The sequence below is a fragment of the Okeania sp. SIO3I5 genome (assembly GCF_010672085.1).
GTDB lineage: Bacteria > Cyanobacteriota > Cyanobacteriia > Cyanobacteriales > Microcoleaceae > Trichodesmium.
Genome location: NZ_JAAHHT010000233.1, coordinates 1 through 15,386, shown reverse-complemented (window position 1 = coordinate 15,386; position 15,386 = coordinate 1). Strand labels below are relative to the sequence as shown.

Annotated in this window: 6 protein-coding genes and 1 pseudogene; 3 read left to right on the top strand and 4 right to left on the bottom strand. The window is 37.7% G+C overall.

Translation table 11 applies throughout. The annotated features are described in order from the left end of the window. From F6K40_RS32620 to F6K40_RS32605, 4 genes and pseudogenes are all read right to left on the bottom strand, one after another. Positions 1–403 (bottom strand): aspartyl protease family protein (locus tag F6K40_RS32620; protein ID WP_293142131.1); only part of this gene is annotated, 403 nt, incomplete at its 3' end. A gap of 239 nt (positions 404–642) precedes the next feature. Beyond that, positions 643–4,257, bottom strand: coding sequence for a HEAT repeat domain-containing protein (locus tag F6K40_RS32615; protein WP_293142129.1), 3,615 nt, complete (start codon positions 4,255–4,257; stop codon positions 643–645). Positions 4,258–4,669: 412 nt separating this feature from the next. After that, positions 4,670–4,963, bottom strand: a pseudogene (locus tag F6K40_RS32610) (nucleotidyltransferase family protein). Between the two features lie 317 nt (positions 4,964–5,280). Then, complete coding sequence (locus F6K40_RS32605) at positions 5,281–5,622, bottom strand: nucleotidyltransferase family protein (protein ID WP_293142127.1); 342 nt, start codon at positions 5,620–5,622, stop codon at positions 5,281–5,283. Between the two features lie 913 nt (positions 5,623–6,535). On the opposite strand from F6K40_RS32605, the gene F6K40_RS32600 reads away from it, so the two are divergent. From F6K40_RS32600 to F6K40_RS32590, 3 genes are all read left to right on the top strand, one after another. Beyond that, complete coding sequence (locus F6K40_RS32600) at positions 6,536–8,308, top strand: bifunctional serine/threonine-protein kinase/formylglycine-generating enzyme family protein (RefSeq protein ID WP_293142125.1); 1,773 nt, start codon at positions 6,536–6,538, stop codon at positions 8,306–8,308. Between the two features lie 526 nt (positions 8,309–8,834). Further along, a complete protein-coding gene (locus F6K40_RS32595) occupies positions 8,835–9,509 on the top strand; it encodes a Uma2 family endonuclease (RefSeq protein WP_293142124.1) in 675 nt (224 codons plus the stop codon). 465 nt (positions 9,510–9,974) lie between these two features. Then, positions 9,975–14,936 carry an AAA domain-containing protein gene (locus tag F6K40_RS32590; protein WP_293142122.1) on the top strand — a complete coding sequence of 1,654 codons (4,962 nt, stop codon included), beginning with the start codon at positions 9,975–9,977 and terminating at the stop codon, positions 14,934–14,936. The last annotated feature ends 450 nt before the right edge of the window (positions 14,937–15,386 follow it).

Sequence of the window (15,386 nt, the reverse complement as noted above, 5' to 3'; positions counted from 1 at the left end):
AGACTTTTAATTGTTGATTTTGCAAATCAAGTTCAATACTTAATGCTTCTAGTGGCAATACTCCTAATAAAGGATCGCTACCTCCAGGAAGTTCTAAACATTCAAAAGTTCCTTCCCGTCCTAGTAGAGAAATTTTGGCATCTTGAAAAATGCGTGCTTTACTAATACCAGTAGCAGTCATTACATCTACTTCTTTGAGAACTTCTAATCCTAATTGAGCGATCGCTTCTGGTGGTAAGCAGAGAGTTGTAGCTCCTGTATCTACCAGAGCATCTTTAATAACAATAGAACGTACTTCTTCAGCAGAAATAAAATTTCGATAAGCAGCTGCTTGGTCTGCACGGTTAGTGATGACTAGAGTTGTGGTTATTTTACCCATTGAGTTTTTCTTGACTAATTCCATAAATCTTTTCCATTTTATTATAATGTCTTTGATTAATCAACGTTTTGGAGAGGTCGATCGAGATATTAGTAGTCAGATTAATCCGTATATACGTGCCATAATCCGTGTGAGCGCTGCAATTTCTTTTTTGCCCACTCCCGCAGTTGTTTGTCTACTCAAGAAGACCTCTCCCCCAACCCCTCTCCTGCGAGGAGAGGGGGGAAACTCCCCCAACGCTAGCAGGGAAGGGGGTAGGGGGGTTAGGTATTTTCTAATCGCTGCAATTTCCTTTTTGCCGACTCTCGCAGTTGTTTGTCTGGGTCGTTTGCTGCTCTGTCTTGTAATAGTTGCAGGGTTTGCGGATGGTCTGGATATTGTTCGAGTATTGCTTCTAGTGCTATTTTTCGAGGGTTATCTAGAAGCAAAATTTCAGCTTGAAAGGGATCGTTGAGGGCGACGTGATAAAACAATTCAAAAATTCCGGGTTCGTGTTTCCAACCAGTCGCAATTTGTCGCACCGCTTCCTGTCGCACATCTGAATTGTCATCAGACACAGCCCATTGTTTGAGTAAATCTAAAATTCTGGGTTCGTGTTTCCAACCAGTAACAATTTGTCGTACTGCTTCAAGTCGCACATCCGAATTATCATCAGACGCAACCCATTGTTTGAGTAGTTCTAAAATTCCGGGTTCGTGTTTCCAACCAGTCGCAATTTGTTCCACCGCTTCCTGTCGCACACTCGGACTATCATCAGACGCAACCGATTGTTTGAGTAGTTCTAAAATTCCGGGTTCGTGTTTCCAAGCAGTCGCAATTTGTTCCACCGCTTCCTGTCGCACATCCCAATTCTTATGAGAAACAACCCACTGCTTGAGTAATTCAAAAATTCCGGGTTCGTGTTTCCAACCAGTCGCAATTCGTCGCATCGCTTCACGTCGCACATACCAACTACCATCAGACGCAACCGATTGTTTGAGTAGTTCTAAAATTCCGGGTTCATGTTTCCAACCAGTCGCAATTTGTCGTACCGCTTCCTGTCGCACATCCCAATTCTCATCAAAAACAACCCATTGTTTGAGTAAATCTAAAATTCCGGGTTCGTGTTTCCAACCAGTCGCAATTTGTTGTACCGCTTCAAGTCGCACATCCGAGTCATCATCAGACGCAACCGATTGTTTGAGTAGTTCTAAAATTCCGGGTTCGTGTTTCCAACCAGTCGCAATTTGTCGCACCGCTTCACCTCGTACATCCCAATTTTCATCAGAAACAACCCATTGTTTGAGTAGTTCTAAAATTCCGGGTTCGTGTTTCCAACCAGTCGCAATTTGTCGTACTGCTTCACGTCGCACATACCAACTACCATCAGAAACAACCCATTGTTTGAGTAGTTCTAAAATTCCGGGTTCATGTTTCCAACCAGTCGCAATTTGTTCCACTGCTTCCTGTCGCACATACGAGCTATCATCAGACACTACTATTTGTTTAAGTAAATCTAAAATTCCGGGTTCGTGTCTCCAACCAGTAGCAATTTGTCGCACCGCTTCACGTCGCACATACTTATCATCATCAGACACAACCCTTTGTTTGAGCCAAATATAAGTTGAGTTTTCATCCCTCCAGGTTGTAGCCACCACTTCCACAGCTTGAGTACGAATTTCATGAACTCGCTTTGCCTCATCGCTATCAGGTTCATAATAATAACCAAGATCATACCCAGTCAAATCTTTTAACCTATTTAATAACCGCTCCTCCACATCACCAAGACTCTGACGACTCCTAACTTCAGACAAACACTTACCCGCCAAAAATAAATTAGCAAACTTTTCCTCTTCCCCCTCTTGCTCCATCAAATAACTAATAATATCTCCCACAAACGTAGCATCAATCATCCCCACAATTAACCGCAAAACCTCATGCCATTTTTCATCCCGCCAATGCTTACCAAAAACATCATTTATTAACCCATCTATTTCCAGACTTTGTGTTTCCTTAAACTGCCAAACAAAACTCCAAGCACAGAAAAATTCCAAAAAAGTTCGATGCACAAAAGCATAATATTCAGCCCCAACAAAACACAAAATAAAATTCCGAGTCCGCAACTGTTCAATCAACGCCTTAGCCATCGGTCTCGCATCATTAATATCTATACTTTTCAGATATTCCGAAATAATCTCTCTTAAATCCTTTTCAGCAATCAAATTACCAGCTAAACCAGCCTCATTTTCCTGCATAAAAAAAGCCACCCGACGCAAAATTGCCTGCTTATCTTTATAGTCAATAGTTATCGGGTCAATTTTTACATCAAGCAAGGCTCGTTCCATATCCCATTGCTGTAATAAAACCCGCGAAGCTTGATTATAAAGTTCCGCCCTATCTCTCGGCAATTGTTGATGACGATTCAAGATAGCCATCATAGTTAGTAAAAGGGGATTTCCTGCCAATTCTTCAATAGCTCGATAATCCTTAATTGCCTGTTTTAATCGTTCCCTTTTCCTCTTCCTTTCTGCCTCATCCTGATAAGTAAACTTATGCCAATTTTGAATAAACTTTTCAACTTGTTCCTCCTCTAAATCTTGCAACATAAAATGATAAAACTCAGCATCCCGAAGTTTTTGAGGCTTATAACCAATCACCCGCGAAGTAACAATAACCCGGACATTTTTATAGTCATTAGTAAACCGATGAATATCAGTAATTACCTCCTCTCGTTTAGCCGGATCGAAAACTTCATCTAACCCATCAAACATCACAATAGCATCACCATTTTGTAATTTTGCATCAAGTTCAGGTTTAGGTAAACGACAAACAACTCCACGACCTTTTTCCAGAAAATCTAGAAAATCATTACACTTATTCGCATCATAATTACGCACATAAGTCCGCAATTCAATTAATAAAGGAATTGGGTATAAAGGCAAATATTTCGGCAGTAACTCTGCCCATTGCAAAGCGATATATTGTAATAAAGTAGACTTGCCAGAACCAGGGTCTCCCAGAATAACTAAATATTTATAATTTTTATCTTCTACTAAGTCTAAAACTGAGCGAATTTGTTGTTCAAAATATCTGCGCCGGAGTGCTTCCAATTGTTCTGAAGAAAAATCTTCCTCAAGGTCTCCAGTCTCCTTTAACCGCTGCCGATATTCTTTAGGAATTTCATGTACTTGAGGCAAAAACTCTTGAGATTCCCGGACATTTTGAGGAATAAATATTTTCCATAATTTCAATCTATCGTAACCATAACCACTCGTATCTAAACTTTCTAATTTGACATTGCCATATTGTTCTCGGATTCCCTCTTGATGTTTTTTGAGATTAAAATCTAATTTAATATCAGAGTTGAGATTTGCTAGTTTATCAAAATTTTTTGAATCTAATATTTTCCGTAATTCATCAGAATTTATCCTAATAATTTGAACTTTTTTGAGATAATTTTTAGCGATTTCTTCCCAGTCAAAATTTTCTGGTAAATCTGGTAAATCTGGATTTCTTTGGTGCCAAATTTTTACCAATTGAGGAGTATCTAAAACCTTAATATCTTTATTAAACGGACTCCCCATAATTTCCAAAACCGACTCATTTTCCAGAAATAGTTTTAAATGCCGATTATATTTCTCAATTTGACTTTGCTCTAATTCAGCAAGCTTTAATTCTTGCTCTACTAACCCAGAAAATTCTTGAAGAGCTTCCTTCATAGCTTTTGTTAAAGACCTTTTTTGGCGATCGCTAATCTCACCTGTAAAATCAGTAATACATTGCTTAAAAAAATCTTTAACATAGTCTTCAAGGGTATCTTTAAGCAATATGGCAAAAACTTCTTTAAAGAGAAACCAAAGTAATGAGAAAAATGTAGTAGTAGCCAACCATTCAAGCATAATTATTTCACCTTTAATTTTAATAGTTATTTTTAATTATATTACCTGAATAATCATCATTGTAGGGGCGAATGGCCATTCGCCCTTACCCATTGTATGTATGCCATTTTCCCATCACCCAATCTCCTCGAAGTCAGGGCAAGACACGGATTTTGCCACGGATACACCGATGATTAGATGGCCTAATAGAAGCGATAGAACGACCTTCCGCTGTCGCGTTGGCGGAGCCTAGCGGCAGCTATATCGCTTAGATTCAGAAAAAAATCATAGGATTATTTATTTAATAGTTAAATTAACTATTCCAAAAATTATCAGAAATAGATTCAATAGTCTTTTTTAAAGCTTTTATCTAAAACTCAAGGCAATAGCTAATAGCTGATAACTGATAACTGATAATAAACTCTCTTTTCCTTCATAACTTAATCGCCTCTTTTAAGATATTTTCCTTGATAAAATAATGCAAAGATTTAGTAGAAACTACATCGAATTTTCTATTTAAAAGCTGTTCTAAATCCTCTATTAACCCCACAGGAAACCAAGGATAAATCTTAGACAAATCATAATCAATCAAAAAATCTATGTCACTATTTTATGTCTCTTCTCCCCTAGCTACTGACCCAAAAACCCTGACATTAAATGCTCCATGTTTAGCAGCTAAAGCTAATATTTCCTCTCGCTTTTCTTGTAAGTATTCCTTAAGTTTCATTTTTCTATCTTCTCCAAAAGTAAATTATTTTAGTAATTTTTTAAATAGTGTCAAATCAATTCAAAATTCAAAATTATTAATTCGCTCATTATAACCTCTGCCTAAAGTCAGAGGCTTGAAATCAGGAAAATATTTTTGATTTTTTCGTTAAACAAGAACGAGGCTTGAATCCTTAATTAAACAATTATTTAAATTCACTTAGAACCAAAATTTTTGAACTTTGAATTTTTAATTTTTAATTCAAAAAATAGCTAACATTTTCACTATACCTAAAGATTAAAATTATAGCTTGATAGATATCTATTAAAACTGCTAAATCACGCATGATAAATTACCTCTGCTAAACTCAGACTTTCTTGAAGTTTCAGCCAATTTTTACTTTTTTCCATGCTGGTTTTACTAATCAAATCCACAGGTCGATTAAATAACTTTTCAAACTTTTCTTTAAGTTCTATTTTTTCTAATAGTCCTCTTGAGGCAGAAGGTAAATAACTAATTAGCAAATCAAGATCACTTTCAGAGGAAAAGTCATCTCTTAAGATTGAACCAAAAACAGCTAATTCAGATATTAAATTAGCCTGACAAAATTTGGTTAATTCTTCTAAATTTATTTGTAGCCTTTGGTATATTCTTATTTGATTTGGAGACTGAGTTAACATTTTTTTCTTGACAGTGTTTATTTGGAATTCCTTGCCACAATTTTATTTTGCCACAATTTTAGTTTTTTTTGAAGATTAAGAGTTAAAAATCCTCTCTTTAAAAGCCCTTCCTTACAAGGGAAGGGGGTTGGGGGGTTAGGTTTTTCAAGCTAGACACGCTACGACAAGAGCTGATAACTGATAACTGAAAGGGGAGGGATTGACAAGAAAATTTGACATGGTATTATACTCATAATGGAGAAGGTGCGCTCATATATACTTAAATAAATGAAGCCCAAAAAACCTTATGTTCCTGCTAGGGGGAAGTTTGATAACTAATAGATATCTCCAGTAATAAAAAATAAAATCAATGTATGGCTTTGTTGTATGAAAAAATATAGCTACCGCACTTTGCTGCATGCATATGTACTTCATACTTCTACAACTATTGTCCAATAAATAAATCAAAGATCAAAGGTTGATAAAAAAAAGGCTGAAACTTATGCCTGTAAAGGCTTTGAGCAATTTAACTATTGGCCAATAAATAAATCAAAGATCAAAGGTTGATAAAAAAAAGGCTGAAACTTATACCTGTAAAAGCTTTGAGCGATTTAACTATTGGCCAATAAAATAATAGAAAGAAAGAGGGTGATATAACTGCCACTAGGTTCACCTTTCATGTCGGCTCTGACAACCGAAAAGCGGAACGGATGTTCTATGGCTATTACCGAAAAATTTTGGTTTAAAGCCTCCCCTTGGATAGGGGATAAGAAATAAAAATTTTCCTTCGAGTCAATCCTCTCCTTGAAAAGAAGAGGTAATTATTCATTATTCATTATTCATTATTCATTGTTGAAAACAAAGCCTCAATGTATTGTAAAGAAAGCTTCAAGTCTTTCTCCCTGCTTCCTGCTCTCTAACCCTTGAAAAAATTATGCAACCTGGAACAGTTCTCAGACAACGTTACCAAATTATCAAGCTCCTCGGAAGTGGAGCGTTTGGGGATACCTATTTAGCTCAAGATTTGGATGTACCAAGAAAGCGCAAATGTGTAGTTAAACACCTTAAACCTAAAATCCCAGATCCGGCAGTTTTGCCTATTGCTCAAAGGTTGTTTGAGAGAGAAGCGGAGGCGTTAGATGAATTAGGCGAAGAGTCGGATCAAATACCAAAGTTATTTGCTCATTTCCAGGAAGGAACGGAATTTTACTTGGTGCAAGAATATATAGAAGGGGAAGATATTAGTAAAGAACTGACGCCAGGGAAAAAATTGAGTGAGTCTGACACTATTGCTTTATTGAAAGGAATTTTAGAAGTATTAGTAGTAGCTCATCAAAGTAATATTATTCACCGAGACATCAAACCAGAAAATTTGATGCGTCGGAAGTCTGATGGCAAAGTAGTGTTGATAGATTTTGGGGCAGTAAAAGAAATAAATGTATTGACTATCAACCAACAAGGTGCAACAACTTTAACTGTAGCAGTCGGAACACCTGGATATATGCCAAGCGAACAAAGTAACGGCAAACCTAAGCTGAGTAGCGATATCTATGCAGTGGGAATGGTAGGAATAAAGGCGCTGACTGGGAAAGAACCGAGAAACTTACCAACAGACTCGAAGACGGGAAATGTTATCTGGCGGAACGAGGCAGAGGTGAGTAACCGTCTGGCAGATATATTAGATAGGATGGTGCAGGAATATTTTCGAGACCGTTATGAAAATGCGACACAAGCATTACAAGCATTACCTAAAACTTCAAAATTTGATAAAACCAGAAGACAGATATTGATATTGGGAGGTTTGGCAGGGGGTGGGTTTGTCGCAGCAATGGTAACTAAATATTTGTGGGATAAATTCAAGCTACTACAACCCAAATTTCCCATTCAGACATTTACTACCGTCACAGTTAATCGCAGAGGAGAAATAATAAGTCGCTCTGAAGGTAAAGCAGAAGTAATGACAGAAAACCTCGGTGATGGAGTCTCCCTAGAAATGGTAAAAATTCCTGGAGGTAGATTTTTTATGGGGTCTCCAGAGACGGAAGTAGGAAGAAGAGATACGGAAAGTCCGCAACATTATGTAGATGTGCCAGAATTTTTCATGGGAAAGTACCCAGTTACTCAAGCGCAGTGGGAAGCAGTTATGGGAAATAATCCTTCTGAGTTTAAGGGTGCAAACCGCCCTGTAGAAAATGTAAGTTGGAACGACGCGACAGAGTTTTGTCAGAAACTCTCAGAAATAACGGGTAAAAAGTATAGTTTACCCAGTGAGAGTCAGTGGGAATATGCTTGTCGAGCCGGAACAACAACGCCATTTTATTTTGGGGAAACTATAACGTCTGAGTTAGTTAACTATAATGGTACGTTTACTTATGCTGATGAACCGAAAGGAATACATCGAAAAGAAACAACAGATGTGGGAATTTTTCCACCTAATAGTTTTGGTTTGTACGATATGCACGGCAATGTCTGGGAATGGTGTCAGGATGTTTGGCATAGTAACTATAATGGAGCGCCTACAGATGGAAGTGCTTGGGAAACTGGAGGTGATAGCGATCGAAGACTGCTCCGTGGCGGTTGCTGGTACGCCAGTTCTTTGTATTGCCGTTGTGCCTGGCGTAACGACGTCAATCCGGGCTTCCACAACTACGTTGTGGGTTTTCGGATTGTCTCGGTGGTTTCAGTCGTTTCTGTCTTTCGTTCCTAGAATTCTTCCCCTCTATTCTTTTCCTCTGAATCCGTGTATCCGTGGCATAATCGGTGTGAGCTATCCGTGGCATAATCGGTGTGAGCCTTTACCTCTTTTCCCCTTAATCCGTGTATCCGTGGCATAATCCGTGTGAGCTATCCGTGGCATAATCCGTGTGAGCTATCCGTGGCATAATCCATATTAGCTATCCGTGTCATAATCCGTGTGAGCTATCCGTGTCATAATCCGTGTGAGCTATCCGTGGCATAATCCGTGTGAGCGGAAGTCAGGGCAAGACAAGGATTTTGCCACGGATGCACGAATGAGAGAATCTGCATTTTGTGGAGTACCAAAAAAATGTCAATAGTAATTTTTAAAAGGTACTGTTAAGAATCATTACGGTGGTGTATACCCCACGGTAATTTATGTAAAAATATTACGGTGGTGTATACCCGACAAAAACTAAATTACAAAGGAAAAGTAAAAAAGTAAGTCCGCTACTGAAATAACTAAAAACTTGAACTTCTAACTTTCAAAAATTTCTATGTCTCAAAGCACTTTAATATCAACAAAAATTCCACCTCTGGAAAACGGCGATAAACTTAATTGTATTGAATTTGAAAGGCGTTATGAACAAATGCCTCATATCAAAAAAGCTGAACTAATTGCAGGAATTGTTCATAAGGCATCACCTTTAAGAATTGATCGACATGGAGAACCTCATGCTTCAATTATAACATGGCTTGGTTTCTATAAAGCCTTTACTCCTAATCTACAACTAGGAGATAATTGTACAGTACGTCTTGATGCAGAAAATGAACCTCAACCTGATGTTTTACTCAGAATTGATGTTGATGGGCAATCGACAATTAGTGAAGATGGCTATGTAGAAGGTGCGCCAGAATTAATTGTAGAAATTGCAGCTAGCAGTGCGTCTATTGATTTACATCAAAAATTAAAAACCTATCAAAATAATAAAGTACAAGAATATTTAGTTTGGCGGATTTATGATGGAGAAATTGATTGGTTTAGGCTAAAAAATGGAAAATATATTAAACTTAAATCCAATGAAACAGGTATTATTTGTAGTGAATATTTCCCTGGTTTATGGTTAGAAAAAGAAGCTTTAATTGCAGGAAATTTAGCTAAAGTATTAGCAATTTTACAACAGGGATTAAATTCTCCAGAATATCAAAAATTTGTCAAAAATTATGATTAAATCCTAAGCATTGAACTAAAATAGTACAAAAATCAGTATAGCGGTTTTCAGTAAACGTGAGGTACATCAACGATCCCCCTAAATCCCCCTTAAAAAGCTATGCCTTACTCACATCTTTCTTAACATAAAACTTGGGCATTATAGATAAGTTATGTGCAAGCGAATCAAAGGCTTTTTTGGGAGAAAAGTCTGTTGAAAAATACATTTTTTTGATAATTTTACACAGAATTGTTCCTCTCCCTCCTCCCCCTCTTCCCCACCCTCCCACAAGGGTTTCAAGAGTTGTGAGTAATGGATAGCTTAAAAAGGGGGACTTCTAGTTCCCCCCTTCTCAAGGGGGGTTAGGGGGGATCTCCAGAACTGTACCTCACTAAGCTGGGAAATGCTATATCTTGTAGAGAAAAATTATGATTTCCTGATACAATGTTTAATATTTCTGGCGAGCAAGATGCTCGCACTATAATAATGACAATATACCAAACCGATCCTTCCAATTTTCTCCAATTACTCGAAATGGTAAAAGATGGAGACGAACTCAACCTCCAACCAGGAGATTACAAAGCGCCTTTTACTATTGATAAATCAATTACCATTCGTGGTAGTGGCACCGATACTATAATTTTTGCTGCAACGGAACCACCATTAAAAATTACAGTTCCCGGAGTGCGACTGGAAAACCTGACAGTGGAGCGGACAGTCGGTGGTGACAAAGGCGAAGTTGCCATATTTGCCGAACCTAATACTAATCCCATTTTGAACCAGATCAAATTAAATGGCATTGCCGAAAACGTCGAATGGGAAGGAGCAAGTTGGGATATTCCGACAGTTCTCGACTTTGGGGAAGTGGAAATAAATCGACTCGTGGAACGTGGATGGGAGTTACAACTGGGTGCGGTTTGTGAGGTTTTGTGCAATTTAAAATGGTTGCAGGTGCGCTCCAGTTATCTCTCACCGGGGCGACAAAATTTAGAGGTTGTGTTGAATACTGCCGATATTCCTGTTGGTACAAATTTATCTGGTTTAATTTCTCTGTTGGCAGCAGATGGGAGACGGGAATTAGAGGTTGCTGCCAAAATGATTTCCCCACTTCCGGCAACTCCAGTTTTGGAAACGAAAACACAGGTTTTGCCTGCTAAAGTTTTGAATTCTCAAGATTGGGGTTATCGGTTTTTGGGGAGTGCCGTGGATAAATTTGTTCGCGCTCAGTTGGGTGAGGTTGCTCTGAAGAAATATCCAGAATTTCGCCAACGTCGCGCTAAAGCAGAAGCATTGATGTCTGAAATCTTGGATGGAGATGCTCATTTATATTATGTGCGACGTCAAGCACCGGGAAAAGAAGAGGGGGAGGAAATTTGGGAACTAACTATGGCGACTGACACAGAGGATGGGGAGTGGGAAAAAACTTTGAAACTTAGGGGAGCGGTTAATGTTGATGGGGAGAGAGTTTTAAAATTATTATCGGTGCAGTTAATTTCTCAAAAAGCAGAAAAAGATGAGTTTTGTCTTGCTTTGCAAATTCGTTTATTGCCACAACATCAGTTCCGACGGGGGATACCGTTGGGAGCAGTGCGCTCTATGGGGAAAATGCCTTTTTTTGGCGATCGCTTACCTACAGAGGATCAACTTCCGATTTGGACGACTTTTGTGGAAGTAGAGCAACGTCTGGCAGAAAAACGTCAATTTTGTGTAGCGTTTCTCAGTCACAACTATGGCAGTTCCCGGAGAAAGGTGACTTTTGAAATTGATATTTCTTCGGCAACTATTGATGGTGCAGCGGAAACTGCTATTGACGATCTTGAGTTACGACGACGACTTTTCGAGGCAAAAAATCAAGATATTCAGCTTTTTAACTCTTCTCCAGAAGGTAGGGATGGGAGAGAGGGGCAAAAGTTGGGAGCGATCGCTGCTATTGACTGGGAAAAGAGTCAAGTGCGGATCATGTTGGATAGTGAAATTTTGGAAAGTGTTGCTCGTGGGAGTTATAAAATACCGTCTACAGGGTTTCTATTTTTTGTTGCTTTTGGGGATATTGCTCAGGTGCAACGGAAACGCAGAGCGCTGGAAGATTTACAAAGTGGGCGCTGTCAGAATCCATATTTGGGGGAATTTTTCTTTGATGCTACCTGTGCGCGAGTTCCTAAAAAGGGAGTGAAACTGCAACCTCAAGATTTATTATTGCCTGCTGCCAATGCTAATCAAATTGCTGCTGTGGAAAGGGTTTTGGCAGTTCCAGATTTGGCTTTGATTCAAGGTCCCCCTGGCACTGGCAAAACTACTGTTATTGCTGAAATTTGTTATCAGGTTGCTTTGCGCGGGGGGCGGACTTTGATTGCGTCTCAGGCAAATTTGGCTGTTGATAATGCTTTGAGTCGATTGGTGCATAACCCGGTGATTCGTGCTGTGCGTAAGGGAAAAGCGGAAAAAGTGCAAGAAGAGGGGGAGCCGTTTTTGGAGGAGCGAGTGATCGAGACTTGGTTAAAAAATACTGCTAATGACTGCGAAAAAGATTTGCGGGAGCGACTGCAACGGGTGGAAATTTTACGGAATTTATCGATCGAGTCTGAGAGGTTTAATGCTTATTTTAAGTTGGAAGAAATATGGGTAAATCAGCAGAAAGAATTGAGCGATCGCTACACTATTTTGGAGGCAAGTCGGACAGAATTAGAAAGAGAAGTTTTGCAATTAGAAACTGACAGTAAGGAATTAAATTTTCTGGTATTGGGATTAGATGGTTTGTTGAATTCTGCACCTAATGTTAATTGGGAAGATGAGGAAGTTAAAAATTTTTTACCTCGTTTAGAACCTTATTGTGAGGAGGAAAAATCGGTCAAAGATTTAGTAGAGAATGTGCGTTTAAGTCGGAATATTGCCAAAAATATTGGTTGGGAAATTCCGCAATTAGGAGCTTTTGGTTTAGCAGGTTGGTTTCAGGAAAATTTAGCTGTTTCATTGCCAGAATTTCAGAGTGGATTAGCTGTGGCAAAAAAGGCAGTTATGGCAATGTCGGAAAGTGAAAATTTGCGACAGATTTATCAACAGAGTCATAGTAAGTTTGAGCAGCTCAAAAAAGAGCTTCAGCAACAACAGGTAGTCTCGGAAAATCTACAAAAAAAGCTAGAAGAATTAGAATCACAAAAAAGTCAAATAGATTTAGTTGTTGGGGAAGTCGGTGTCTGGATAAAAGTTGGTAAAGAGCGGATATTTGAGGAATTGAAAAAATGTTGGGATAGCGGTGAAGCTTTCCAATTAGATTTAATTCGATTACCAGAAAGTTTAACTAAACTTGCTAGTGCAAGAAAACTACAACTTTTGCCAGACTATGGTCAACCTATTAATAATTTGCCAGATTGGGAAAGACTAGAAAAAGCATTAAACGCAGAGTCAAATCGTAATTTTCAAAATATCCAAGGTAAAGAATATCGCTTTGATGAATTTTTGCAGATTACTCTGAGTCAACCACCCATAGTTTTGTCAGAAAGAGATTATCAAAACTGGCAAGAATTTGCTAAACAATTTGCAAATTATCCGCAAATTAGCCAACAACAACGACAAAATTTAGTTGAAAAAATCCAACAGTTTTTCCATGAAAATCAGCAGAAATATAGTTTGGCTTGGGAACCAGATAATCTTTCAAATACTTTCGCAGAAATTATAGATAAAATCTTCAATAAAATTCTCCATAACTCCCGTGAATTTTTACTCCCGGCAAAACAAAAAAATCTCAAACAAATCCAGAAAAATCAGGAACAGTCAGAGTCAAATATTCAACTACTGGAAAACTACAGACAAGAACTAGAAATAGTCGAGAAAAAAGGAAAAGATTCCCGGCAAAACCTTGAGCAAAAATATCAAGAATTTCTCCAGACATTACAAGACATAAATCATCAGGTAGGGGTTAACCCAGAAATTATAAATTTAGTCAAACAGTATCTTGACTGGCAACCATTACAAGTATTAAACGATAAATCGAATTTTACAGAAAAAGTAAATGCCTGGGAAAATCACCTTAAGCAACTTGAGAATATCGTCCCTCTACTAAAACCTTTTACCCTCCTTGCAGAAATTCAAAATATTCTCCAAGAAAAACTAAATCCTATCCAAGAAAAATCCGATAAATTTGCCGAACAACTACAATCCTGCCAAACAGAAATTAATCAAATTCAACAAGCATTACAACAACCTCCAGCCAAAACCTTAATTGCCGAGAGAAATTGGTGGAAATTAGCATGGCAAAAAATTCCAGAAAACCTCAAACCCACCGTTCCTGAAACAGAAATATTTGCCATAGAACTTTTACAAAAAATCAAACTGCAACTGCAAAATTGGCAACAAGAATTAGAGACAGAACAAACCCAATTAAACCGTAACCAAAAATTTATCCAAGATTGGATAGAAAAACTCAAAAAACCCTCAGAAAAAGATAGTAACGATCTGAGAAAAATTTACCTCGATAATGCCAATGTTATTGGTATTACCTGCGTCCAAGCTGCCAGTCGTAACTTTGCCGAAGAATTTAATAGTTTCGACGTAGTAATAATTGATGAAGTTAGTAAATGTACTCCCCCAGAAATATTAATTCCCGCATTAAAAGGCAAAAAATTAGTATTAGTAGGAGACCATCGCCAATTACCACCAATGCTCAATGATAATACCATTGAAGAAATTGCTGAAGAGCTGAAAATCGCCAAAGAAGAACTCTCTTTTTTAGAAGAGTCACTATTCAAAACTCACTTCGAGACAGCAACAGAAAAAATCAAACAAATGTTAACCATTCAATATCGAATGCACCCGAATATTATGGGAGCAATTAATCAATTTTATCAGCATCGTTTACAATGCGGTCTTCTCGAACCAGACCAACAACGCGCCCATAATTTAGGAGGTAAAATTATTCAAGAAAATCGACATATTATCTGGGTAAAAATGCCACAGTTAGAAAGTTTTATCGAACAAAAAGAAGGAACTTCACCTTTTAATGAAAAAGAAGTTGATGTGATTGAAAAATTATGTGGTGAAATGGAAAAATCCTGGTCTGTAAAAATTGCCGATGGTTTGCCAAGAAAAGAATTAGGAATTATCACATTTTATAATGCCCAGTTGCGACTAATAGAGTCAAGAATTAATCCCGAAAATTTTCCATCCCTACATATTAGAACCGGAACAGTTGATAGATTTCAAGGAATGGAAAGACAAGTAATTATTGTGAGTATGGTGAGAAATAATCTGGAAGGAAAAGTAGGATTTGCTAAGAAACCAGAACGGGTAAACGTTGCTTTTTCTCGCGCTCAGGAATTGTTAGTTATTGTGGGATGTCATCAATTATTTACTCAACATTATGGAATAGTGGGAAATATGTATTCAGAAGTTTCTGATGTTGTGCGTAGTCAAGGAGGGTTGATGGAATTTTCTGATGTTTTCGGTGAATGAAAGAATTGATAATTTGGCAAAAATTATATTTTAACCTGGTTTGCAAAGCACCCATAATATAGCTACTTTCTAACTAAATCAGGACTTAAATAAACCAACCAATAAACCGGGTTTATCGCCGTGATTATTGTTGTTAAACCCACGATTTTTTTTCATAAACCCGGTTGATGCGTAAGTCCTTTCAACAATTAATAATGAATAATTAATAATTAATAATTACCTCTTCTTTTCAAGGAGAGGATTGACTCAAAAGAGAATTTTTATTTATTATCCCCTTAAAAGGGGAGGCTTTAAACCAAAATTTTTCGGTAAATATTTTGCCTAGTTCCTAAAAATTATTAAAATAGACATATCCGAAAATTAAAAATAGAATCAATTCTCCCATAAGAAATTATCAATTACTTCTTCCAGTTAAGAGTTAAGTGTTAAGAGTTCCCTCTTTTCCGGAGA